26 protein-coding genes are annotated in these 21,746 nt (G+C 49.6%); 7 read left to right on the top strand and 19 right to left on the bottom strand.

What is annotated here, in order from left to right:
* Positions 1-3 precede the first annotated feature (3 nt).
* Both L3556_RS04120 and purD read left to right on the top strand, forming a co-directional pair.
* A complete protein-coding gene (locus L3556_RS04120) occupies positions 4-405 on the top strand; it encodes a DUF7682 family zinc-binding protein (RefSeq protein ID WP_277866043.1) in 402 nt (133 codons plus the stop codon).
* 69 nt (positions 406-474) lie between these two features.
* Complete coding sequence (gene purD / locus L3556_RS04125; protein ID WP_277866044.1) at positions 475-1,749, top strand: phosphoribosylamine--glycine ligase; 1,275 nt, start codon at positions 475-477, stop codon at positions 1,747-1,749.
* 22 nt (positions 1,750-1,771) lie between these two features.
* On the opposite strand, the gene L3556_RS04130 is transcribed toward purD, so the two are convergent.
* From L3556_RS04130 to fba, 15 genes are all read right to left on the bottom strand, one after another.
* A complete protein-coding gene (locus L3556_RS04130; protein WP_277866045.1) occupies positions 1,772-3,046 on the bottom strand; it encodes a type ISP restriction/modification enzyme in 1,275 nt (424 codons plus the stop codon).
* Positions 3,043-3,432 carry a type II toxin-antitoxin system VapC family toxin gene (locus L3556_RS04135; protein WP_277866046.1) on the bottom strand — a complete coding sequence of 130 codons (390 nt, stop codon included), beginning with the start codon at positions 3,430-3,432 and terminating at the stop codon, positions 3,043-3,045. Before L3556_RS04135 ends, L3556_RS04130 begins: the two co-directional genes overlap by 4 nt.
* A 1-nt stretch (position 3,433) precedes the next feature.
* On the bottom strand, positions 3,434-3,757 hold the full coding sequence (vapB, locus tag L3556_RS04140; protein ID WP_277866047.1) for a type II toxin-antitoxin system VapB family antitoxin: 324 nt from the start codon (positions 3,755-3,757) through the stop codon (positions 3,434-3,436).
* A 3-nt stretch (positions 3,758-3,760) separates the two neighbouring features.
* Complete coding sequence (locus tag L3556_RS04145) at positions 3,761-5,494, bottom strand: N-6 DNA methylase (protein WP_277866048.1); 1,734 nt, start codon at positions 5,492-5,494, stop codon at positions 3,761-3,763.
* 254 nt (positions 5,495-5,748) lie between these two features.
* A complete protein-coding gene (gene atpA, locus L3556_RS04150; protein ID WP_277866049.1) occupies positions 5,749-7,260 on the bottom strand; it encodes a F0F1 ATP synthase subunit alpha in 1,512 nt (503 codons plus the stop codon).
* 41 nt (positions 7,261-7,301) lie between these two features.
* Positions 7,302-7,859: an ATP synthase F1 subunit delta gene (atpH, locus tag L3556_RS04155; RefSeq protein ID WP_277866050.1), complete on the bottom strand. Its 558-nt coding sequence runs from the start codon at positions 7,857-7,859 to the stop codon at positions 7,302-7,304.
* Positions 7,856-8,398, bottom strand: coding sequence for a F0F1 ATP synthase subunit B (locus L3556_RS04160; protein ID WP_277866051.1), 543 nt, complete (start codon positions 8,396-8,398; stop codon positions 7,856-7,858). Before L3556_RS04160 ends, atpH begins: the two co-directional genes overlap by 4 nt.
* A gap of 12 nt (positions 8,399-8,410) precedes the next feature.
* Positions 8,411-8,875 carry a F0F1 ATP synthase subunit B' gene (locus L3556_RS04165; RefSeq protein ID WP_277866052.1) on the bottom strand — a complete coding sequence of 155 codons (465 nt, stop codon included), beginning with the start codon at positions 8,873-8,875 and terminating at the stop codon, positions 8,411-8,413.
* Between the two features lie 39 nt (positions 8,876-8,914).
* Positions 8,915-9,163 carry an ATP synthase F0 subunit C gene (gene atpE / locus L3556_RS04170; RefSeq protein ID WP_277866053.1) on the bottom strand — a complete coding sequence of 83 codons (249 nt, stop codon included), beginning with the start codon at positions 9,161-9,163 and terminating at the stop codon, positions 8,915-8,917.
* A gap of 73 nt (positions 9,164-9,236) precedes the next feature.
* A complete protein-coding gene (gene atpB / locus L3556_RS04175; RefSeq protein WP_277866054.1) occupies positions 9,237-10,001 on the bottom strand; it encodes a F0F1 ATP synthase subunit A in 765 nt (254 codons plus the stop codon).
* 47 nt (positions 10,002-10,048) lie between these two features.
* Positions 10,049-10,396 (bottom strand): ATP synthase subunit I, encoded by a 348-nt coding sequence (locus L3556_RS04180; protein WP_277866055.1) that lies wholly within the window; start codon positions 10,394-10,396, stop codon positions 10,049-10,051.
* A gap of 183 nt (positions 10,397-10,579) precedes the next feature.
* Positions 10,580-11,374, bottom strand: a complete 795-nt coding sequence (gene surE / locus L3556_RS04185; protein ID WP_277866056.1) for a 5'/3'-nucleotidase SurE — start codon at positions 11,372-11,374, stop codon at positions 10,580-10,582.
* 5 nt (positions 11,375-11,379) lie between these two features.
* A complete protein-coding gene (locus L3556_RS04190; protein ID WP_277866057.1) occupies positions 11,380-12,753 on the bottom strand; it encodes a GAF domain-containing sensor histidine kinase in 1,374 nt (457 codons plus the stop codon).
* A gap of 1 nt (position 12,754) precedes the next feature.
* Positions 12,755-13,240, bottom strand: coding sequence for a hypothetical protein (locus L3556_RS04195; protein WP_277866058.1), 486 nt, complete (start codon positions 13,238-13,240; stop codon positions 12,755-12,757).
* Positions 13,241-13,391: 151 nt separating this feature from the next.
* Positions 13,392-14,471, bottom strand: coding sequence for a class II fructose-bisphosphate aldolase (fba, locus tag L3556_RS04200; RefSeq protein WP_277866059.1), 1,080 nt, complete (start codon positions 14,469-14,471; stop codon positions 13,392-13,394).
* A gap of 101 nt (positions 14,472-14,572) precedes the next feature.
* On the opposite strand from fba, the gene L3556_RS04205 reads away from it, so the two are divergent.
* Positions 14,573-15,121 (top strand): hypothetical protein, encoded by a 549-nt coding sequence (locus L3556_RS04205; protein WP_277866060.1) that lies wholly within the window; start codon positions 14,573-14,575, stop codon positions 15,119-15,121.
* Positions 15,122-15,126: 5 nt separating this feature from the next.
* Here the strand turns inward: L3556_RS04205 and L3556_RS04210 are convergent, their stop codons facing one another.
* On the bottom strand, positions 15,127-15,471 hold the full coding sequence (locus L3556_RS04210) for a slr1957 family protein (protein ID WP_277866061.1): 345 nt from the start codon (positions 15,469-15,471) through the stop codon (positions 15,127-15,129).
* Positions 15,472-15,574: 103 nt separating this feature from the next.
* A complete protein-coding gene (locus L3556_RS04215; RefSeq protein ID WP_277866062.1) occupies positions 15,575-16,900 on the bottom strand; it encodes a dihydroorotase in 1,326 nt (441 codons plus the stop codon).
* Positions 16,901-17,153: 253 nt separating this feature from the next.
* On the opposite strand from L3556_RS04215, the gene L3556_RS04220 reads away from it, so the two are divergent.
* From L3556_RS04220 to L3556_RS04235, 4 genes are all read left to right on the top strand, one after another.
* The gene (locus L3556_RS04220; protein ID WP_277866063.1) at positions 17,154-17,954 is read left to right on the top strand and encodes an RNA polymerase sigma factor SigF; all 801 of its coding nucleotides are present in this window, start codon (positions 17,154-17,156) and stop codon (positions 17,952-17,954) included.
* Positions 17,955-17,972: 18 nt separating this feature from the next.
* Entirely contained in the window at positions 17,973-18,959 is a 987-nt protein-coding gene (gene fmt / locus L3556_RS04225) for a methionyl-tRNA formyltransferase (RefSeq protein ID WP_277867594.1), read from the top strand.
* Between the two features lie 106 nt (positions 18,960-19,065).
* Complete coding sequence (locus L3556_RS04230) at positions 19,066-19,875, top strand: hypothetical protein (RefSeq protein WP_277866064.1); 810 nt, start codon at positions 19,066-19,068, stop codon at positions 19,873-19,875.
* A gap of 21 nt (positions 19,876-19,896) precedes the next feature.
* Positions 19,897-20,379 carry a hypothetical protein gene (locus tag L3556_RS04235; RefSeq protein ID WP_277866065.1) on the top strand — a complete coding sequence of 161 codons (483 nt, stop codon included), beginning with the start codon at positions 19,897-19,899 and terminating at the stop codon, positions 20,377-20,379.
* On the opposite strand, the gene L3556_RS04240 is transcribed toward L3556_RS04235, so the two are convergent.
* Both L3556_RS04240 and L3556_RS04245 read right to left on the bottom strand, forming a co-directional pair.
* Positions 20,349-21,329 (bottom strand): alpha/beta fold hydrolase, encoded by a 981-nt coding sequence (locus tag L3556_RS04240; protein WP_277866066.1) that lies wholly within the window; start codon positions 21,327-21,329, stop codon positions 20,349-20,351. The two genes, L3556_RS04235 and L3556_RS04240, sit on opposite strands and share 31 nt — an antisense overlap.
* Positions 21,329-21,697, bottom strand: a complete 369-nt coding sequence (locus L3556_RS04245) for a YccF domain-containing protein (protein ID WP_277866067.1) — start codon at positions 21,695-21,697, stop codon at positions 21,329-21,331. Before L3556_RS04245 ends, L3556_RS04240 begins: the two co-directional genes overlap by 1 nt.
* Between the last annotated feature and the right edge of the window lie 49 nt (positions 21,698-21,746).

A 21,746-nucleotide genomic window follows, 5' to 3' on the forward strand; every position in this document is an offset into this window, starting at 1 on the left:
TCTATGCCCCGTCGTCGCAAACAATTCCCCTGTGGCCATCAAGGCTATGGACAAGTTTGTCACCGCTGCGCTCAGGCTGAGGGTCAGAAGGAAAAGCTAAAGCAGGAGCAGGAAATTGCCCGACAACTACGACGGAATTGGGAAGCTAGTTTTGAGCGGGATCCCATTGATCTAAGAAGCTTGCCTAAGCCGATGGTGAGCAAGGCGCGGGACATTATTCAAGCCCTGGGAGAAGGGGTGGATTACCGTCAATTCAAGGGAAAACGTCTCAACCACGATCGCCATGTGATTAGCATTCCCCTAAATTATGACTATCGATTACTGTGTCAAGACGTAGACAATCGGATTGAGCCAAAGGCTGTCCTCAGTCACGAAGATTATAATGTCAAAAAACCCAAGGCCTGAACCAATCTGGATGGTAGAATTTAAGGCTGATTGACGTAAGCCCTTAATTCTTGAGAAGTTAAATATCCGGTGAAACTGATTGTTGTTGGTAGTGGTGGCCGCGAACATGCCCTGGCCTGGAAACTCCTAGAATCAAACCAAATAGAGCGGCTTTTTTGTTTACCCGGCAATGGCGGTACAGCCTGCTTAGATCGGTGCGAAAATGTGGCGATCGCCGCAACGGATTTAGATAGTATCTGCCAGTTTGCCCAAAAGGAACGGGTGGATTTGGTCGTCATTGGCCCAGAGGTTCCCTTGGCGGCGGGTCTGGGCGATCGGCTACAGGCCCTAGGTATTGCTGCATTTGGGCCCACCCAAGCCGGTGCAAAAATTGAAGCCAGCAAGGCCTGGGCAAAAACCCTGATGGTGGAGGCCGGCATCCCCACGGCCCGGGCCCAAACCTTTGATCAAGCTGCCCCGGCCATTACCTATGTCCAGGCCCATGGCGCACCCATTGTCATTAAAGCCGATGGTTTGGCGGCGGGCAAAGGCGTAACGGTGGCTCAAACCCTCGACGGGGCGATCGCGGCCATTCACACCAGTTTTGCCGGTACCTTTGGGGAGGCCGGTTCCCAGGTGGTAATTGAAGAGGTCTTAGTTGGCGAAGAAGTCTCCGTGCTAGCTCTCACCGACGGACAAACCATTCGCCCCCTGTTGCCGGCCCAGGATCACAAACCCATTGGCGAGGGGGATAGGGGCCCCAATACCGGTGGCATGGGCGTTTATGCTCCCCTACCCCGCATCACTGCTCCGATTATGGCCAAGATTCAAGCAACCATCCTGGAACCCACCTTGGCCGCCCTGCAAAAACGGGGAATTGACTATCGCGGGGTTCTCTACGCTGGCTTGATGATTGACCCAGAGGATAACGTTCAGGTCGTGGAGTTTAATTGCCGCTTCGGGGATCCGGAAACCCAGGTGATTTTGCCCCTCTTGGATACACCCCTACTCGATCTCCTCCTCGCCTGTGTGAATCGCACCCTAGATCAAATCGGGGCGATCGCCTGGAAGCCAGGTGTCGGTATTTCCGTTGTCATGGCGGCGGCCGGATACCCCAATGCCTATCCCAAGGGAGACGAAATAACAGGTATTCCTGGGGCCCTAGACCAGGGAGTCCTCGTCTTCCATGCCGGGACCCTCTGGAAACAGGGACAATGGCTTACCAATGGCGGCCGGGTCTTAAATGTCACCGCCGTGGCAGAAAACTTTACCCTTGCCAAAGAAAAGGCCTATGGGGGTATCGCCCAAATACAGTTTCCTGGGGCCTATTATCGCCGGGATATTGGCTATCGATTATTTTCCTAGATTTCCGTGTGTCATGGTATATTCAACCTCCCTGATGCTCTACGGTATCGGGCATTTGTTGAATGATCTCAATCGTGCGGACGCTGACGGTGCAGACTCGATCGAGCAGGTCGATAACCTGTTCTTTATAGTCAGCAAATTTGTAGGTATTGAAAAGTTTGGCGATCGTGGGGTCTTTGGGTTTCTTTTCTTTGTATTGGTCGAGAATCCATTCTAGGGCGGAGCGGTTGCCGAGTTTGTAGTCCCAGGCAATGGGGGGTACGCCGCTGAGTTGGGTGTTCTCGTCTAGGGTAATGGTGCCGTGGGTTTTGTCGGCTTTGAGTTTTGCTTTGGGGTTGGCTTTGCTGGCGATGTCGTGGCGGGTTAAGCCGTAGGGTTCGATCGCTTCGTAGTTCAGGTGCAAGTCCATCAAAGCTCTGCCCCAGGTTGCCCATTGATGAAAGTTGGAATAGAAGGGCAGGCGGGGAAATTCGCGTTTGAGGTTGAGTTCGTATTTTGTGCGGTAGGCGGGATGGTGGAGAACGGCGTAGGTGTAGTGGAAGATGGCTTCTTTGGTGATGGTGGGGTCGCTGTAGTGGGTTTGGAATTGGGTTAAACCCCAGTCGGTGATGTTGTCGATGCGGTTTCCGTTTTCGTCATAGCGATAGAGGGGAAGGCATTGGGAACCTCCTATGGTAGTCAAATCAGCTATGTAAGAACTAGCAAGACACCAAAACGGTATCGCATCACCAGTTTTTAACCAAATTAAAGTATTTTTAGAGTTTGAAGTTCTAAAAATATTTGACATTTGATAGGTTCTACCATTTAGATGAGAGTCAAAATATATCTTCTTCTTCACAAATGGTCGATACATTCCATTTCTAATACATTCTCTGTCAAATTCTTTTTGTATTCTCCTTGCCAAACAAGATTCTAGATTTTCATCCCATTTAATTTTTGATTTTCCACTATTACCCTTCTTCAGCGAAGCCTGATAATCATTAAGTAAAAATTTAATCTTTTCAATTAAATCATCTTCATTCCAGTCATAAGCCCATTCATCTCGCTGCGTTTTAACCCCTGCTGAAAAAAGCTGAAAAACTGCCTCTTGAGATTTACCCGCTTTCACCACCTTATCAATCAACGGCAAAAAACTATCAAAATCGTTATCGGTTAAATTAATCCAATTCGTCTTTTTGTCCGGCGTAATGTGGTCAAATGGAATCTGCTCAAACCGGGTGCGTTCAAACCAGTCGAGCTTTTCTTCCTTCGTCTGCTCATCCTGCAACGTAAAGTAAAAAATCTTTGCCTTGCTCATGTCCACACTCGCTGAACTGGATAGAAATCAAACTTTTTATCACGGCTCACAATATCTAGTGAGTAATCCATTGCTTGGGCAACTAAAATGCGATCGAATGGATCTCGATGATCTTTGGAAATCGGCAAGTCTAAATAATTTTCTAGATTCTCAATCTCAATTGGGATAATTTCCGCTCTCATGACTGAGATCCGATCCAGCAGGCTCTTAAAAGAATAATCAAGCTGGAGCTTACCAACATTGATTTTGATAACTATCTCCCAAAGACTTGCCATACTAAAAAACAAGTCTGATTTCGCATCTACGATCGCTTTAGCTCTTTGGCTCAAGCTGGGGTTCTTGGATGCGTACCAAAGAACGACATGGGTATCGAGCAGAAACGCCATGTTACATGTAATCCTTTAAGTCTTCTAGGGGTTCGTCAAAATCATCAGACATCGTGATTTTTCCAGCTAAACTGCCGTAGCCGTACTTCTTTTCAAGAGCTGCTTTCTGTTCAGCATCAAGTAGTTCCATCGGCGTATCGAAGTCTTCTGGCAGAGGTAACTTAAATGTGCCTTTCAAAATGCCAGATCGCCGTTTCTTTAACGGTTCTCCTGCCTGAGCATGGGAGTATTTTTCATTGAGGTACTTGGCATAATGCAGAACCTCTTGCTGAAGAGATTCTGGCATCTGAGTGAGGGTTTCTAAAAGCTCTGCATCGACAGTCATTGATTACGCCTCCTGTGACCTAACTAAAAACATGACAGCAATTCCAGTTTGAATCCCAAACACGTTATTTTTCGTGCCAGAGATTTTAGGATTGTTCCTCACATCGGATTGAGTATCGACAATATAAACATAATCAAACTCGCGATCGATACACTTACGAAAGCCATCAAAAGTTTTGGAATCAATAAACGATCGATTGGTAATAAAGGCAATAATACCGTTTTGACCGAGGCGATCGCTTGCCCACCGAAAGAAGCGGGTATACATATCGTAAACAACAATCTGGTTCTGAGCCGTCCCTTCCTTGATGTAGGTTGCCTTAATGGCTTTATCAATCCCTGCATAGAGACGATTGGCATTACGCTGGTTAAAATTTTCCTGGTGAGCGTTGTAGGGCGGGTTGCCGATGATGACAGAAATGGTTTTCTCATTTTGCTGCTGAATTCGAGCCGTGTTTTGCACACTCATCGCAAAAAGATCAAATTGATGCCCTGCGGTCGTGCAATGATCCAGCGTATCGACTAAACAAATATTTTTGAATTCTTCATACTTCCCCATCTTTTGCTGATAGGTAAACTCAATATTCAAATTAGCAATGTAATAGGGCAAAATCGCTACTTCATTACAGTGAATTTCATGCTTATATTTATGCTCCAGCTTATCCGCTGGCAAATATTCAATTAGCTCCGTCACATAGGTTCCTGTCCCCGTACAAGGGTCTAAAATTTCTACCCCCGGATCGCTCAGTAACTTGCCAAAGTGCTTATGGGTCAAATAATCCGCACTCTCAATCATAAAGCGGACAATTTCATTCGGCGTATAGACAATCCCCAACCGATCCGCCGCCTTGGGGTTATAGGCTTTGTAGAAATTCTCGTAGACCGCCTTGAGAAACTTCTGCTTTTCGTGGTGATTGGCGATGTTTTCCGAATGGCGACGAATTACCGCATAGTAGTGTTCGATGCTTTTGAGCGTGTTTTTGCGAGTCGCTCCCGTGAAAAAGGTGTTGATAATCTCCGACAGTTCCCGCGCAATATTGTTTTCCCGGTGAAACTGCGACTCATGGAAAATATTGGTGAAAATATCCTCCGTGAGAATGTGCTGAATCAACATCTCATGGATATCGAAGATCTCAATTTCTGGGTTAATCGACTGGCGACACACCGCGAGGAAAGTATTGCGGCGTTCCCTAAATTGGGGATTGCTCGCTTCTTGCTGGGTAATAATATCCCGTAGCGCCACCAGAATATGGGGAATGTCTTCCTTAAATTTGACGATCGCCGCCCGAAAGTCACGCACTTCAGGACGTTCATAGTCCACAAACGTACTGATTAGCCCATCTAACGCCTCCGCATCCCCCATGGAAACCCGCAACTGCTCTCGACTGTGCTGAATCAGGACGGCAATTTGAGAATTTTCAAACAGAATGTTTTCGTCTGGATATCCAGCGGCAAACTTATCTTCAATTTTTCGATCCAGATCATGCTCTAGTCCCTTACACTCCCACCAGCCATGCTCTAGGCGAATGGCATCCTTCACCGTGCCATCCGGGAAAACCGTCGTATTGAACTTGGTCTTAAAGTCCAGTTCTGGGATCAGCAGATAGTTGCGGGGTTTGCAGTAGTCATTCAGCAACCGCTCAAAGGCATTGCGAATACTGGTTTCCTTCCTGGAACCGCCATAGCGAATGATTTTTTCGACCTCCGCCTGGTACTGTGTCACCAGCAATCTGGACATACTACAACTCCCGGAGCCATGAAGTCTAGGTAAAGTGAGGACTAGAGCTTTAATATTACCCCTTAATCTCAATTCTGACCCATCGACAAGGTTCCGGCTCTAAAACTGGGCAAGATGGTTTGAGTATCTGCCCCCCCCCACCTGTGATGCCGCAGATAGAAAATCCCCGATCTTGACTGAAGATGTTTCTCCAAGGCAGTCAGAAAATCGGGGAAATGTCAGGAGTAAAGAGAGGGAATATACCAGGTAATACCCTAGGAGGCAAATCCCTTCTTGAATTCTGCCAAGGCAGCCTTGAGGGCAGTTTCGGCGGTGTCGTCCAACTTCTTGCCAGTGCGTACCGCTTCACCATATTCTGGCTTACTATTGCGAAGATAATCCCGGAACTCCGTCACAAACTTGGTAACAGACTCAGCCGGAATGTCATCTAGATAGCCGTTGGTTCCAGCATAGATAATGGCAACCTGCTCTTCCACTGGAATTGGTGCATACTGGGGCTGTTTTAACAGTTCCCGCAGTCGTTGACCCCGAGCCAACTGGTTTTGGGTGGCTTTATCTAAGTCAGAGGCAAATTGAGAAAAAGCCTGTAATTCATCAAACTGAGCCAAGTCAAGTTTCAGTTTTCCTGCCACCTGTTTCATCGCCTTAATTTGGGCCGCAGACCCCACTCGGGACACCGAGATACCGGCGTTAATGGCGGGACGTAAACCGGAGTTAAACAAGTCCGAGGAAAGGAAAATCTGACCATCGGTAATAGAAATAACGTTAGTGGGAATATAGGCAGACACGTCACCGGCTTGGGTTTCCACAATGGGCAAGGCGGTCATACTGCCCTCACCCAGTTCAACACTCAGTTTTGCGGCCCGCTCCAACAAACGGGAGTGGAGGTAGAAGACATCACCGGGGTAGGCTTCCCGACCGGGGGGACGGCGCAATAGCAGGGACATTTGCCGGTAGGCTTGGGCTTGCTTGGACAGATCATCGTAGACGACCAGGGTGTGCTTGCCCTTATACATAAAGTATTCAGCCAAGGTGGCACCGGTATAGGGAGCTAAATATTGCAATGCCGCCGGATCACTGGCATTAGCTGCCACAATAATCGTGTAGTCGAGGGCCCCCTTTTCCCGAAACACATTCACCACCTGGGCAACGGTAGAGGCCTTCTGCCCGATCGCCACGTAGACACAAATAACATCCTGACCTTTTTGATTCAAGATGGTATCCACGGCCACGGCGGTTTTTCCGGTCTGGCGATCGCCAATAATTAACTCCCGCTGACCCCGACCCACCGGAATCATGGCATCAATGGCCGTAATCCCCGTTTGCATCGGCTCACAGACGGATTTCCGCTGCACAATGCCTGGAGCAGGGGATTCTAACAAACGCGATTCACTAGTATTTAGGTCTCCCTTACCATCGAGGGGCCGCACTAGAGCATCTACCACCCGGCCAAGCACCCCATCCCCCACGGGAACCGAGGCAATTTTACCGGTGGAGCGCACGGTGCTACCTTCTTCAATTTCACGCCCTTCCCCCATCAGCACCACGCCGACATTATCTTCCTCTAGGTTGAGGGCAATGCCAACCGTCCCATCCTCAAACTCCAGCAGTTCTGATGCCATTGCTTTGTCGAGGCCGTAGACGCGGGCAATCCCATCCCCTACTTGCAGAACCGTGCCGACATTATCAACCTTGATCGTCTGCTCGTACTGTTCAATTTGCTGACGAATAATACCGCTAATTTCATCGGGTCTGATACTTACCATAGAAGTTGCTCTCAAGGGATTTACAGAAATAAAACAGGGGGCTAAGCCGCATTTAACAAACTAAAGCTCAACCGACGCAGTTGACCGCGCAAACTGGCATCTAGAACCTGGGAACCCACTTTAACAATGACACCACCAATGAGGGAAGAATCTAGCTTGGTAGCCAGTTCCACCTCATTTGCACCGGTCATGGATTTCACCTTCTCGATTACCCCTTGACGTTGCGCTTCCGTCAGTTCCACGGTGGTAATAACTTCGGCCAATACAATATTGCGCAGTTTACGCAGGAGGGCGCGATACTGCTGGCAAATGGCCCCTAGGAATGCAATGCGCCGCCGATCCACCAATAACAGCAGAAAGTTGAGGAAATAGCCATGCACCTCATTGACGGCAATTTGCCGAAGTACGGCTTTTTTGGCCTCTGCCTTAATTAGCGGATTGGCTAAAAATTGGCCCAGATCCTCGGAATTTTCTAGTAGGTCGAGAATCATACCCACGTCTTGATTAAACCGTTCTTCCAATTGCTGGGACTGGGCTAAGGACAATAGGGCCTCAGCATAGGGTTCAATAATTTCACCGCTGACGGTGGTTTGCATCATTTGCCTCCTAGTAGGGCAATACTGCGATCGACAAGCTGTCGCTGCATTTCAGCATTAGCCGATAACTGGGCATTTAAGTCCGCTTCGGCCTTAGCCAGAGCCAAACTGGCAATGCGATCCCGAATCTCGGCGATCGCCCGTTCTTGGCTGGCGGTTGTGTCTTGACTAGCTGTTTGCTTGAGTCGCTCAATCTCACGCTTGGCTTGGGCTAAAAGTTCATCCTTAGCGAGCTTCGCCCGAACTTCTGCCTCTTGGCGAATTCGCTGCGCTTCCTGTTGAGCTTGGGCTAGTTTTTGTTGTTCATCGGCTAAACGAACGGCGGCTTCCTGATTCCGCTCCTCCGCTTCCTTAATTTCAGTGGCAATGGCTGCTTGGCGATCGCCCAGGGTTTTACCCAAAAAGCCCCGACCAAAATAGACAAGGACACCAATGACAATGGCAAGGTTGATCACATTGGTTTCAAAAATATCAAAATTGAGACCAAAATGACCCATCTCCTCCGTTGCCAAAAATAGATTTACGAGATTAACTGCGTCCATGACCCAAACTCCTTACGCCAACAGCTTTGTTAAAAGTTGCTGGCTGAACGTACCGACCTGAACCTCAAGATCTCTCAGCACTGATTGCTTCTGCTGGTCAATCTCGGCCTGTACATTTAATAATTCTGCCTGAACGATTTTCTGGGCTGCGGCAATTTCTCCTGTGGCAATCTTTTGAGCATCGGCCCGAGCCTCTTCAAGGAGCACTTGAGCTTGGCGACGGGTCACAGCTAATTCCTGCTCGTACTGGGCGGCAAGATTTTTGGCCTGCTCTAGCCGATCCTTTGCTTCCCGTAAATTGCCGCGCACATAATCATCGCGATTATCGAGGGCATTACTGAGGGGTTTATAGAAAATTGCATTCAAAATGACTGTCAAAATCAAAAACTGAACAGCCATTAAGGGTAGGGTGGCATCGAAATCAAACATCCGCCTCTCCTGATGGGCATGACTTAAGAGGATTGACTGTTCAGACATTGAAGACCTTTAACAGCCAATCCCGATGAAAATGGGTGCTTAAGATGCAAAGGGGTTAGCGAACAGAAGCACCAAGGCAATCACCAAGCCGTAAATGGTTAGGGATTCCATGAATGCCAGGGTTAAGAGTAAGGTTCCACGAATTTTACCTTCAGCTTCTGGCTGGCGGGCAATCCCTTCCACCGCTTGACCAGAGGCATTACCCTGACCAATGCCAGGGCCAATTGCAGCAAGACCAATGGCCAGGGCAGCGGCAATCACAGAAGCAGCAGCAACTAACGGATCCATAATTTCTTTTCCTCAGACAGTAGTGGAGTTTAACAAAATTTCCAGAGATTACAATACCAGGCCGCGGGGCCTTTTAGGAGTGGGCTTCTTCATGTTCTCCCCCATGCCCTTCCATCGCTTCACCGATGTAGGTGGCTGCTAGGGTTGCAAATACTAAGGCTTGAATGGCACTAGTAAATAACCCCAGAAACATTACAGGTAGAGGGATAAACAAAGGTACCAAAAGCACTAAAACACCAACAACTAACTCGTCTGCGAGAATATTCCCAAATAGACGGAAGCTGAGGGAGAGGGGCTTGGTGAAGTCTTCCAGGATAGCAATGGGCAGGAGGATAGGGGTTGGCTCAATGTATTTAGTTAAGTACCCCAGTCCTCGCTTGCGGAAGCCGGCATAGAAGTAAGCCAAAGAAACCAGTAGGGCAAGGGCTACGGTGGTATTGATGTCGTTGGTGGGGGCCGCCAATTCGCCTTCGGGTAACTCAATTAGTTTCCAGGGGACGAGGGCACCGGACCAATTACAAACAAAAATGAATAGAAAAAGGGTGCCAATAAACGGAACCCAAGCTCGGTATTCTTTTTCGCCCATTTGACCCTTGGCCAAATCCCGGATAAATTCAAGGGCGTACTCCATGAGATTCTGTATTCCAGTGGGAATGCGCTGAATATTTCGGGTGGCGGCCAGGGCGGCCACAATCAAAATGGCCATAACAATCCAGGTGGTCATAAACACTTGGCCATGCACCTTAAGATTGCCAATATGCCAGTAAAAATGATGCCCAACTTCTAGTTTAGCTAGGGGCAATAAAATCCATTCAGGGGAATGTATCAAAGGCATCATGCCTCCGACCTCAAAGTTTGTAGGCTGTACACATTTGCAGACCAGAACTAGCGGGACAAAACAACCGTGCGCAAGGTATAGACCAAGATGGCTGCTTTGTAGGTGAGAAAACCCAAGAATACGGGTAAAATGTGCAATTGCTGCCAACGACTTGCCAGAATAATCACGGCAATAAAGACAACAAGGTGAGTTTTACCCAGTTTTTCCTGCTCCCGGCCTAGTCGCTCAACATTACGGGCCAATAACCGTAAATAGAGCATACTGGCACTGGCTCCTAATAGATAATTGCAGGCAGTATCGAGGGAGTAACCCCACCAAACTGCCACAAAAATTATCCCCATGAGAGCTAGGCTAGTGGTTAATAGCTCCCGACGAAGTTGATAAAATTCAGCCATTGAACCAGAATCTGAGGATTCAGATGAGTCCAGAGATGGCAATGGTTTTGAATGGGTATCAGGGTCAGGAACAGCCACAGTGGTAGCAGATCATCCTGGGATGCTTTGAACTGGCCACCTTGAATCCTACCATGGTTGGGCAACATTACTTAACGAGATTTACTTAACCAGATTTCTACATCCCTAACTAATGGAAAAGGTTTGGGGATCAAGGCAGTGGCTGAGGGAGGTGAGTCCCGGTGCGTAGGTGAGGTTATAGGCAAGGGGGGTAACACTGATCAGATTTTGGGCGATCGCCTCCACGTCCGTGGGCACGAGTCCACTCTCCTGGGGTAATTCTTCCACCACTTCCCCCGCCAGCCAGTAGTAGGTTTTGCCACGGGGATCAATACGCTTTTGGAAGAGATCATGGTAGCGGCGCAGACCTTGGCGGGTAATGGCCACCCCAGCAATATCTTCAGCAGCCAAGGCGGGAACATTGACGTTCAGGAGCATCATTTCCGAAAGCGGTTTCTGCCCCAAGTGCGCGAGTAAACGGGCGACAAAGTCAGCGGCAGGTTGAAACTCGTGGACGGTAAAACTCGTTAGGCTAATGGCCATACTAGGAATGCCTTCGATAATCCCTTCCATTGCGGCGGAAACGGTGCCGGAGTAAAGAATATCAGTGCCGAGGTTGGAGCCTTGATTAATCCCGGATACGACAAAATCCGGGGGTTGCTCCAGCAGGGCCCCTAGGGCTAATTTGACGCAATCGGAGGGGGTTCCCGAACAGGCCCAGGCTTGAACATTGCTATGAAAGCGATGACTCACCACTTCGGCGCGAATGGGATCAAAGACGGTGAGGCTATGGCCCGTGGCCGATCGCTCCCGATCGGGGCAGACGACGACTACCTCATGGCCGGCGATCGCCAGGGTATCGGCTAAGCAACGAATACCGGGGGAAAAGACCCCATCATCATTGGAAATTAAAAGACGCATGAATACTACGAATCCTGATTGCTTCCATCAGGTTGATTATGGCAGGAAAGGGGAGAGTCAACTGTGTTACTAAGAAAGGGTGTGTTAATGAGTGCGGGGAGCCGCAGACGAAAGGCGGTTCCGGTGGTGCCGTGGGCAGGGTAAGGACTTTCAACCTGAATGTGAATCCCTAGGGGTTGGAGCAGGTCTTGGGCGATCGCCAGGCCCAGGCCCGTGCCCGGAATCTCGCCGTTGGCTTGAATACCTCGGTAGCCCCGCTCAAATAAATGGGCCTGATCGGCGGCAGGGATGCCCGGCCCCGTATCCCAAATCCGCAGGTCATAGTGGGCCGTTTCCTGGGCCTCGCAATCAGGCAGGGAGGGTGAGTCCACCACGACTAACTCAATACCAACGCTGCCGCCGCTGGGGGTGTATTTGAAGGCATTATCTAGCAAATTATTCAGGACTTCCCGGAGAACATCGCCATTTAAATGGAGATCGGGCAAGGGGGTGAGATCGGTTAAGACCAGATGGATATTCTGGGCCTCAGCGCGGGCTTGGGCGGATTGAATCAGGGGTGCCAATATCTCTGCCAAGGACGTACAGGTCTGGGGAGCCGGTGCCAATCGCAGGGGGTAGTGGGAATGGGGTGGGAGGGGGGGCTGCTCCAAAACCTGGGAAAACTGACTGAGGAGTTCTTCCATCCGTTCACTTTCTTGCCATATCCCTTCCGCTAGGGCGTGATTGGGATGGCTCAAACGCTTTCGCAGGAGTTTGGCAAAGGTACGTACCGCTGTCAGGGGGTTACGCAGTTGATGGAGCAGGTTATCCAGAACGGTGTGTTGGCTATCTCGGTGGAGTTCATAGGCTTCGGGGCGACTCAACCACTGTTGCCGTTGATCCAAAATACAGGCGATCGCCAGGGTATGGGCCACCTGCTCCAGTTGATCCTGCTCCCAGGGAATCCAGGGTTGACCCTCTCGCCCCGCCAGAAGTAACCCTAAGACCCAGTTTTGATAGATCAAGGGTAGGGCTAACTGATCCGGCCCTAGGGGGGGAATGACAGCAGCCCCAGGGGAATAGTTATCCTTGGGAATTAAGGAGAGGGGGGGATCACTAGCACTAAAGGTTTGGGATGGGACTAAGTTGTTGGGAGGGGGTAATAATTCAGACTGGGGCGGCTTAAAATCGGAGATGGGCGGTGGTAGCAGCGGGGGCGATCGCCAAGCCCTATCGGATTCAGGGTAGGTGGCAACGGGCATCCAGGTTTGGGCGGTGGGATCATCCTCAGCCCCCTCCGTCAGATAGACCGCCAAGGACGAAGCCCCTAAACCCTTGACGACTAGGGCCAACTGGGAGCGACAAAGGGCAACAAACTCCTCACTGGCCGGTAATAGCATTCTAGGTTAACAATCCAATATGATCAGTCCCCTCCTCAGATAAAAGAGATTGAAATTCACTGGAGCCGGCAACATATTCTGCCAAAAGTTCTTTTTCTACGGGCAGTAGGGAGGGATCACTATCCGTTGCCTGCTCCGCAAAGGTGTCTTCCATTAAGGCAATTTGCTCCTCAGCTTCCGCTAGGGCCGCTAGGAGAGCCTCATCTGCATGATGCCCAGCGTGACTCTCCATTTGTTGACAGCGATCGCGCAGAGCCATCACTTCTGCCTCTAGGGTCAGTTTTTCGTTGGTGAGTTGTTCCGATAGTCGCTTGTAGTACTTAAATGCCATTAAAAACGGGACGAGCTTCTCCCGTAGAGTCATTTGCTCAACATCTAAATTGTTGTAGCGATCGGCCAATTGGACATAGGCCTGGGATAGTTTAAGGTAACGTTGGCTGAGATTATCCATGGTGATGCCATAACAGCAGTAGTCATTACGAGTCAAAGAAATTACGCTTAGTCCTAGACTAGCGTTTTTATCCAAGATATTGTACCCAAAACAATGCCAAAAAGGAGAAGAATAACCCTATTCATGGTTAGCCCAGAGCAGGTATTCTTCTCCCCTTATTAGCTTTTAACGGATACGTTCGCCTAAACTAGACGGCTACAGCTTTTTTGGCAACCTGGGCTAATTCACCCTTGGCATACTTGGCAGCATACTCTTCTAGGCTCACTTGCTTGATCTTGCTGGCATTTCCAGCGGTACCAAACTGAGTGTAGCGATCGGCACAGACCTTTTCCATGTACTTAATGGAGGGCTTGAGGAAGTGACGGGGATCAAATTCCTTGGGATTGGCTGCCAAGGCTTCCCGAACCGCTGCCGTAATCGCTAGGCGGTTATCGGTATCAATATTGACCTTGCGGACACCACTCTTAATTCCTTTTTGGATTTCTTCCACGGGCACGCCGTAGGTTTCGGGAATGGCCCCCCCATACTGGTTGATCAGGGCAATTAAATCCTCGGGTACGGAGGACGAACCATGCATCACCAAGTGGGTATTGGGTAAGCGGCGGTGAATTTCTTCAATGCGGCTAATGGCCAAGATTTCCCCCGTGGGCTTGCGGGTAAATTTGTAGGCACCATGGCTGGTTCCGATCGCCACGGCCAGGGCATCCACCTGGGTACGCTCCACAAAGTCCACTGCTTCATCGGGGTCGGTCAAGAGCATGGAGTGATCCAATTCCCCTTCAAAACCATGGCCATCCTCTGCTTCCCCTTTGCCGGTTTCCAAGGAGCCTAAGCATCCAAGTTCCCCTTCCACGGAGGCACCAATGGCATGGGCCACTTTCACAACTTCACTGGTGACCGCAACATTGTATTCATAGCTGGCGGGGGTTTTGGCATCGGCTTCCAAGGAACCATCCATCATCACGCTGGTGAAGCCATTTTTGATCGCCGAATAGCAGGTGGCTGGCTCGTTACCATGATCCTGGTGCATGACAATGGGGATATGGGGGTAGGTTTCCACCGCTGCCAAGATTAAGTGACGTAAAAAGTTTTCCCCTGCATATTTACGCGCACCCCGCGAGGCCTGGAGAATCACTGGGCTATCGGTGGCATGGGCCGCCTGCATAATCGCCTGGATCTGCTCCATGTTGTTGACGTTAAATGCAGGAATGCCGTATCCGTTTTCTGCGGCGTGGTCAAGTAGCAACCGCATTGGGACGAGTGCCATAAAAGTCCTCCTAATTGAGAGCGTGTTAGCCGTAAACCAACATTAAATCTTATGGATGATCTTAGGCTACTTTGTCCTTTTATGTTAGAGTCTTGGGCAAGATGAATTTCTCTATCCCTTTACTGGTCACAATTTTAGCGTTGGTCAGCTTTCCCTTACTGGGGTGCAATACAACCAACGCATCGGACGATAGGGCCCAATCCCAGGACGGGGCCAATGGGAACCCGCAGGTTCTCACCACGGCTCCAGAGGCTTTGGAGAATCGGGAAGATTACGATGAAATCAACTTAGAAGAACTTCCCGCCGATGGGCCACTGGTTGGTGTTGATCCCGAAGCCCTAGCGGTGGCGGTATTTATGCCCCCCGTCCCACCGGAAGAAGCCCGTGAAGTTCGTCCGGTCGATACCGTAATGGTGGTGAATCCCTCTAGGACGGATCAAGCCATTGATCAAACCGTTGTCGTCGTCCTGAGCCGCGTCGGCCTGCTGGATGATTCTGTCCGCGGTATTCGCTACCGAGTTGAGCTTCAGCCCACATCTAGCACCAATGACTCTGAAACCCCTGAGTGGCAAATGGTTTGGGCCGGTCGTCAGTACCTCTGCCAACCGATGCGGGGGTCACAGGATTGGTCATCCGACCTCTGTTCTTGATATTTCTACTGTTCCTGTAGGGCCATGGCAAGGGTACAGAGACTAAATCCCATGATTAAGGGCAAGGGAGACTGGAAAACGTAGCTAAAAAGGGTGCTCGCCAAACCGATGCCAATGGCAATTCCGTGGAGTTGGGATTGTCGGGGCGTTAGGCGCAGAGCGGGATCAATGGATTCAAGGGCTTGATGGGGCAACGGTAAGGGCATGACACCCCCTGGAGGAAAGGCCCAGTATTGATATTGCTCAACAAATAGATCCGTCCAGCCATGATTGTCACACCAATCTAGGGCGACATCGTAGGAATATTTAAGGAGGGGCATGGGGTTTTTAACGGATTGCTGAGCGTCCATAGGAGTAAAATTAATTGATAACCAGTATTTATTTTTGACCATACCAGACGCTCCCCAGAGATTTGCCCAGGGATTACAACTCTTAACAGGAGAGGCCTTGTTTCTAGAGAAATGTTAAGGACTTACCCCGCACCTGGGTCTTTAATTCGCCGCGATCGTAGGCAATGTGCCCCCCCACCACGGTATAGACGGGCCAACCCGTGAGTCGCCAGCCTTCAAAGGGACTCCAACCGCATTTACTGACTAATTCCTGGCGCAAAACCGGCCGATAGGTTTGCAAATCTACAATCACTAAATCCGCATCATAGCCGGGAGAGATCGCCCCCTTATCGGGAATTTTATAGGCCTCAGCCACGGCCGTAGACATCCAGCGGACGACTTGGGCCAAGGAACAGCGACCAGCTTGGGATTGGGTGAGCATAAGGGGTAAGGATGTTTCTACCCCTGGCATTCCTGATGGGCTTTGGGGATAGGGTTGGGCCTTTTCTTCTAGGGTATGGGGGGCATGATCCGTGGCAATAAAGTCCAGCACACCGTCTAAAAGGCCTTGCCAGAGGAGGTGATTATCTTCGGCGGTGCGGAGGGGAGGATTCATCTGGGCCAGGGAACCAATGTCCCGATAGGCTTCCTGATTGAGGAGTAAATGCTGGGGTGTCACTTCCGCTGTCACCCAAGCGGGTTTATCCTGGCGCAACAACTCCACTTCTAGACCCGTCGATAGGTGGAGAATATGGAGACGACGTTGATATTTTTTAGACAGTTTCAGGGCTAACTGGCTGGCATTGAGGGCAGCTTGGGCATCTTGAATCACGGAGTGGGCGGCCACATCTTGGCGATCGCTAAACTGTTTTCGTCGCTCTAAAATTCGCCCTTGATCCTCGGCATGAACCGCAATCAGGCGATCGCCCCGACTAAAAATTTGATCTAGGATGGGTTCTTCATCCACAAGCAACGGGCCGTGCATGGATCCCATAAAAATTTTGATGCCACAGGTGGGGTTCACCTGATTTAAGACATCCAGATTGTCCTTGGTGGCCCCAATAAAAAAACCATAGTTGACTAAGCATTTCGCAGCGGCCCGTTTTAATTTATCATCTAGAGCCCCTTGATCCGTAGTGAGGGGGCGGGTATTGGGCATTTCCAGGAAGGATGTCACCCCTCCCTTGGCGCAGGCGCAACTGGCGGTATGGAGATCCTCCTTATGCTCTAGGCCCGGTTCACGAAAATGTACCTGGGGATCAATGACTCCGGGCAAAACCGTTAACCCCTGGGCTGAAATTAGAGTTGTTCCCGGTTCTGGCTCCAGGGTTTCCGCCAGTTGGATTATTTTACCTTGGTTGATTTGTATATCCATGGTTCGGCAGGAGCCGTCGGGTAGACAGACCCGACCACCCTGAATTAAAAGGTCTGGAGCATCGGTTGGGAGCATGGGAGAAGATTATATTAGGTGAGATTAGTCCTGTGGTCTGATTCTGACATTTCCGGGAAACCCTGGCAAAGGTTAAGATAATGTAAAGGTTTGGCGATAACAGGTTAACTAAACTTAGGGTTCATTGTGGTATCGATCACAATGTTATTCATCACGACCTGAGATACTAGAGGGTACGTTAAGCTATAACGAATTCATAAAACTTAAAACTATGTAAAATCTGCAAAATCAAAGGAAGAGTGTTCCTCAACCTATGTCTGTTCAAACCTCCAGTTACGAAATCAAGGAATCTACCCTGGTATTGCTGCAAGCCTATCAGAACGATCCCCAGCTTTCTTTGCGTAATCGCTTGGTTCAATTAAATCTAGGCCTTGTCCGCAAGGAAGCCCACCGCTGGCTCAACTATAGTCAAGAATCCTTTGATGATCTGATGCAGGTCGGTAGCTTGGGTTTGATTCGGGCGATCGAGCGGTTTGAGCCGAGTAAGGGAGCCGCCTTTAGCTCTTTTGCCATGCCCTATATCCGTGGCGAAATTCAGCATTATCTACGGGATAAAAGTCCCCACATTCGCGTCCCCCGCCGTTGGCAATCCCTACAACGCCAAGGCTATCGGATGAAACAGGAGCTACGCCAAACCCTAAATCGTGCCCCCAGTGATACTGAAATTGCGGCGGCCCTAGAGGTTCCCCTCGAAGACTGGCAGGAAGCACAGCAGGTCAATCAGCATTGCTCCCCCCTCAGTTTAGATGCCCCATCCATGGATCTGGAAGAAGAAAGCGCCAGCTTGGGGGATCTCGTTCCCGATCATCGCTATCAAAGTTTCCAATTAGCCCAAGAAGATCAAATCCGGTTGCAGCAATGCCTGCAAAAGCTAGAGGGGCGCACCTGTGAAATTTTAGAGTTTGTGTTTCTCCAGGATCTGACCCAGAAGGAAACGGCGGAACTCTTGGGACTAAGTGCGGTGACGGTCTCACGACAAGTAAAAAAAGGTTTAGCTGCTCTGCGGCGGATGATGCAGCAGGATATTTTCCCGGATCATAAAAACAAGGACTAACGGGGATCTGATTTGAGCCTGAGGGTTGTTTTCTTTGGTACCCCCAATTTTGCTGTTCCGACCCTAGAGCAGTTAATAGATCATAGGGATATATCTGTGGTGGGGGTGGTCACTCAACCCGATAAACGGCGGGGTCGGGGCCAGCAGTTTTCACCGTCTCCCGTGAAAAAAATTGCCCAAGCCCACGATATTCCCCTGTGGCAGCCGACAAAAATCAAACGCAGCCCAGAAGTCATTCAGGAGCTACGTTCCCTGGACGCTGATTTTTTTGTGGTGGTAGCCTACGGTCAAATTCTCTCCCAAGAGATCCTAGATATTCCCCGCTATGGCTGTGTGAATAACCATGGGTCTCTGTTGCCAGCCTATCGGGGGGCGGCTCCAATTCAGTGGGCCCTCTACGATGGTGAAAGGGAAACCGGAATGACAACGATGCTGATGGATGCGGGGATGGATACGGGGGCCATTTTATTGCAAGAGCGTTTAGGTATCTCCCTGACGGATAATGCCCAAACCCTGGGGGAGAAATTAGCGGCGGTGGGGGCAGAGTTGATGATTCCCACGTTACTTCAACTCCAGAGTGGCGAGATCACACCCCAAGCCCAAAATGAGCAAGATGCCACCTATGCCCGCTTAATTCAAAAAGAGGATTATGTCTTGGATTGGTCTAGGAATGCTTTGGCACTCCATCATCAAATTCGCGGATTTTATCCCCATTGTTATGGGACCTGGAACGGAGTGTCCCTCAAGGCGATCGCCAGCTTACCCCTAGTTCCTGAGTGTGGGGATCAGTTACCTCCAGAGCTTGGGGCATGGCTGGGGGCAGCAAAGATAACCGCTGGTGTTGCCGGTGAAGTGGTGGGTCTAGTGAAGGGGAGGGGGCCAGTGATTCAAACGGGTCAGGGGGGCCTACTTCTAGAGCAGGTGCAGCTGAGTGGAAAACGGGTGCAATCGGGCTGGGATTTTGTGAATGGGGTACGACTGGCCCTGGGCGATCTCCTGGGTTAAGGCAGCGAGAGATATCCGTGAACCTGAGAATGACCTATTGTGATATGATTTATCGCGAAGTATGGAGCATGGTTTAGAAACTCCATACATCATAAATTTAGGTTTTATGAATATTAAATTTTTATCTCCCCTGCTGGCGATCGCCCTCGCGGTGTCAAGTTTTGGGAATCTTCCTGCCCTCGCCTCTCGGACAAGGGGACGCTCCCTCAGTGGTGAACGGAGTCTGGGAAATCGAGTCCCTAATACTACTCGTAGTCGCCCAGTCAACATTGATCGTAGTAATATTAATCGATCTAACATTAATCGCAGCAATGTTAATCAATCCAATATTAATCGAAGTAACATTAATCGATCTAACATTAATCAAAATATTAACCGCAACAATATCCGCAATACTAATCTGAGTAATGACATTAACGTCAATCGCAACAATGTCAATTTGCGTAATCGTGTCACTGATGTCAATCCTCGCACGATTCAGCGACCTAATAATGTGAATATTGATCGCTCGGTGAATGTCAATCGCTGGAATCGGAATAATATCATCGTTAATCCCCGTGGCGTGAATCGCGGTAATTGGTGGTGGAATGGTAGCCGTGCCTGGTATCCTGCCCCTAACTACTGGGGGGGCGGTTTTTGGGGTAATTTAGCCATTGGTGTCACCTCCGCTGCCGTGGCCGGGGCGATCGCCGGTAGTTTCAGTAATGCCAATTCCAACAATTCCCCTGTTATCGTCGTTAATAGTCCAGGGGGGCAGCTATTTTCCAGTTATGGTTTAGTGCAAACTGATTGTGATGGCCCCGTTGTGGTGATTTATGGCCCTTCCAATAGTATGATTTGTGCCGAGCCAACGGCTTCGGTTCCCGCCGGTCTCTATGTCATTGATACGGAAACCCTATCTCTTATTCCTATTTAAGAACCCCTAAGGTTAAATGCAATGCGTAAAATTTTTGGTTTTCTTCTAGGTAGTCTTGTTGTGGCTGGTTCTACCCTAGCTCCATTGATTGCCCAATCCGCCGGACTGGTGACGGTTGTTTTTGATGATGGTGAAACCGTTGAGTATAACCAGGTGAGGATTATTAGCGATGCCAAGACCCTAATGATCACCGATACGTCGGAAAGTTCCCTGGGTGAAAACTTTAGAATTGAAAAACAGAACTGTCGCCAAAGTGAAAATCTCCAATTCTGCGATCAAGCCATTGTCCATCTCTATCGCCATCAGGTGAGTGAAGTGATCCAGTTAACGGATTTTGCGGTTTATACCAATACCACCAATCGCTCAATTCAAATTCCGGGAACCTTTGTCACCCTCGGCCCCAATACCCTGATGCTAGAAATGAATACCCTAAATGGCACCTATATTAGTGCCTTTGGTCAAATTGATAGTACTCAATTTAGTTCTGAATCACCCAGGCCATGATCGGCCATCCAGGCTAAAATTTCCCGGTTAACCATCTCAGGCTGTTCATCCTGGGGACAATGGCCGGCGTTTTCTAACTCCAATAGTTTGATCCTAGAGTTATGGCGGCAAAACTCTGGGCCAAATCGCGGCGGAATCAATCGATCCTGTTGTCCCCAAATTAAAAGGATAGGAATAGTTAAATCCCCAAGGGTTTGCTTGACAGCGGGGCCAAAGCTCACCTGGGTCATGGAGCTAATAATTTGGACAAAGGCGCGATCGGCGTGGGTATCCCTGGCAGGGGTTAACAAAATGTCCAATAGTTGGTCATCCACCTTTGTTGGATCTGCGTAGGCTAATCCAGCCCAAGGGCGGACAATTCCGGGACGGCGAATCAGATAAAACAGCGGCCGCAGGAGCCAGCCGGAGGTAAAGAATCGTTCAATGGATTGCATGATTGGGGCGATCGCCCTGGGAATGAGTTCTTCCCGCACCGCCGGATCTGGCAAGCTCAATAAAACAAGGCCCGCCACCATGTCTGGATATTGTTTGGCAACGGTCAGGGCAATGAGGGAGCCAATGGAGTTGCCCACGAGTACCACGGGCCGGTTAATCAACTGCCGCCAAAATTGATAGATCTGCTCTGCCCAAAAGTAGGCATTGTAATCGGCGATCGGTTTTTCTGACCCACCAAAGCCAACGAGATCAAGGGCGTAGACCGGCTGATGCTCTGCCAAAACAGAAATGTTATACCGCCAATGGGCGATCGCCGCCCCGAAGCCATGCAACAGGATCAGGGGTGTCCCTGGGGAGGGATTCGGCTGATCAGGCGTTCCAGAGGAGCTTGTCCCAGGCTTCATAAACGTATAACGGGTCTGCCATCCCCGCCAGGCCCAATCCCGCTGTTGACCAATATTGAGAGGACGTACAGCATTTAGGGGGCGTTGTTGATCAGGGAGTGCCTCCGCCATTACTTAAACTCTCGCCCAAAGGGAAGTAGGGCCAAAATCATCAACTTGAAATGCTGTTTTGCAAAGGGAAGACCCACAATCGTAATGGCCAGAATTAAGCCCCAAAATAAATGATTGAGGGCAATTCCCCAACCAATCACCGCAATCCAAATAATATTAAAAATTGTCGTTAAAACACTATTGGCTTCGGGCTTCTCAATGACGTCTTTACCAAAGGGAAAAAAGGTGCTAAATCCTAGCTCAATAGCCTTAAGGCCAAAGGGAATACCAATAATCGTTAGACAAAGACCAATGCCACCAATAATGTAGCCAACCCCACTGATCAGCCCCCCGAAAACCAACCAAATAATATTTCCTAATAAACTCATGGATGCGTACTCCTGTATTTAGATCAAGTATTTAGATCAGGTTTATTTA

Origin of the sequence: Candidatus Synechococcus calcipolaris G9, from assembly GCF_029582805.1 — a bacterium.
GTDB classification, from domain to species: domain Bacteria; phylum Cyanobacteriota; class Cyanobacteriia; order Thermosynechococcales; family Thermosynechococcaceae; genus Synechococcus_F; species Synechococcus_F calcipolaris.

Bases quoted from the DNA above. Each gene is read 5' to 3' on its own strand.
- L3556_RS04120 (WP_277866043.1), top strand. From the start codon at position 4: ATGCCCCGTCGTCGCAAACAATTCCCCTGTGGCCATCAAGGCTATGGA.
- L3556_RS04130 (WP_277866045.1), bottom strand. From the start codon at position 3,046: ATGAGCAAGGCAAAGATTTTTTACTTTACGTTGCAGGATGAGCAGACG.
- L3556_RS04135 (WP_277866046.1), bottom strand. From the start codon at position 3,432: ATGGCGTTTCTGCTCGATACCCATGTCGTTCTTTGGTACGCATCCAAG.
- vapB (WP_277866047.1), bottom strand. From the start codon at position 3,757: ATGACTGTCGATGCAGAGCTTTTAGAAACCCTCACTCAGATGCCAGAA.
- L3556_RS04145 (WP_277866048.1), bottom strand. From the start codon at position 5,494: ATGTCCAGATTGCTGGTGACACAGTACCAGGCGGAGGTCGAAAAAATC.
- atpA (WP_277866049.1), bottom strand. From the start codon at position 7,260: ATGGTAAGTATCAGACCCGATGAAATTAGCGGTATTATTCGTCAGCAA.
- atpH (WP_277866050.1), bottom strand. From the start codon at position 7,859: ATGATGCAAACCACCGTCAGCGGTGAAATTATTGAACCCTATGCTGAG.
- L3556_RS04160 (WP_277866051.1), bottom strand. From the start codon at position 8,398: ATGGACGCAGTTAATCTCGTAAATCTATTTTTGGCAACGGAGGAGATG.
- L3556_RS04165 (WP_277866052.1), bottom strand. From the start codon at position 8,875: ATGTCTGAACAGTCAATCCTCTTAAGTCATGCCCATCAGGAGAGGCGG.
- atpE (WP_277866053.1), bottom strand. From the start codon at position 9,163: ATGGATCCGTTAGTTGCTGCTGCTTCTGTGATTGCCGCTGCCCTGGCC.
- atpB (WP_277866054.1), bottom strand. From the start codon at position 10,001: ATGATGCCTTTGATACATTCCCCTGAATGGATTTTATTGCCCCTAGCT.
- L3556_RS04180 (WP_277866055.1), bottom strand. From the start codon at position 10,396: ATGGCTGAATTTTATCAACTTCGTCGGGAGCTATTAACCACTAGCCTA.
- surE (WP_277866056.1), bottom strand. From the start codon at position 11,374: ATGCGTCTTTTAATTTCCAATGATGATGGGGTCTTTTCCCCCGGTATT.
- L3556_RS04190 (WP_277866057.1), bottom strand. From the start codon at position 12,753: ATGCTATTACCGGCCAGTGAGGAGTTTGTTGCCCTTTGTCGCTCCCAG.
- fba (WP_277866059.1), bottom strand. From the start codon at position 14,471: ATGGCACTCGTCCCAATGCGGTTGCTACTTGACCACGCCGCAGAAAAC.
- L3556_RS04205 (WP_277866060.1), top strand. From the start codon at position 14,573: ATGAATTTCTCTATCCCTTTACTGGTCACAATTTTAGCGTTGGTCAGC.
- L3556_RS04210 (WP_277866061.1), bottom strand. From the start codon at position 15,471: ATGGACGCTCAGCAATCCGTTAAAAACCCCATGCCCCTCCTTAAATAT.
- L3556_RS04215 (WP_277866062.1), bottom strand. From the start codon at position 16,900: ATGCTCCCAACCGATGCTCCAGACCTTTTAATTCAGGGTGGTCGGGTC.
- L3556_RS04220 (WP_277866063.1), top strand. From the start codon at position 17,154: ATGTCTGTTCAAACCTCCAGTTACGAAATCAAGGAATCTACCCTGGTA.
- L3556_RS04230 (WP_277866064.1), top strand. From the start codon at position 19,066: ATGAATATTAAATTTTTATCTCCCCTGCTGGCGATCGCCCTCGCGGTG.
- L3556_RS04235 (WP_277866065.1), top strand. From the start codon at position 19,897: ATGCGTAAAATTTTTGGTTTTCTTCTAGGTAGTCTTGTTGTGGCTGGT.
- L3556_RS04240 (WP_277866066.1), bottom strand. From the start codon at position 21,329: ATGGCGGAGGCACTCCCTGATCAACAACGCCCCCTAAATGCTGTACGT.
- L3556_RS04245 (WP_277866067.1), bottom strand. From the start codon at position 21,697: ATGAGTTTATTAGGAAATATTATTTGGTTGGTTTTCGGGGGGCTGATC.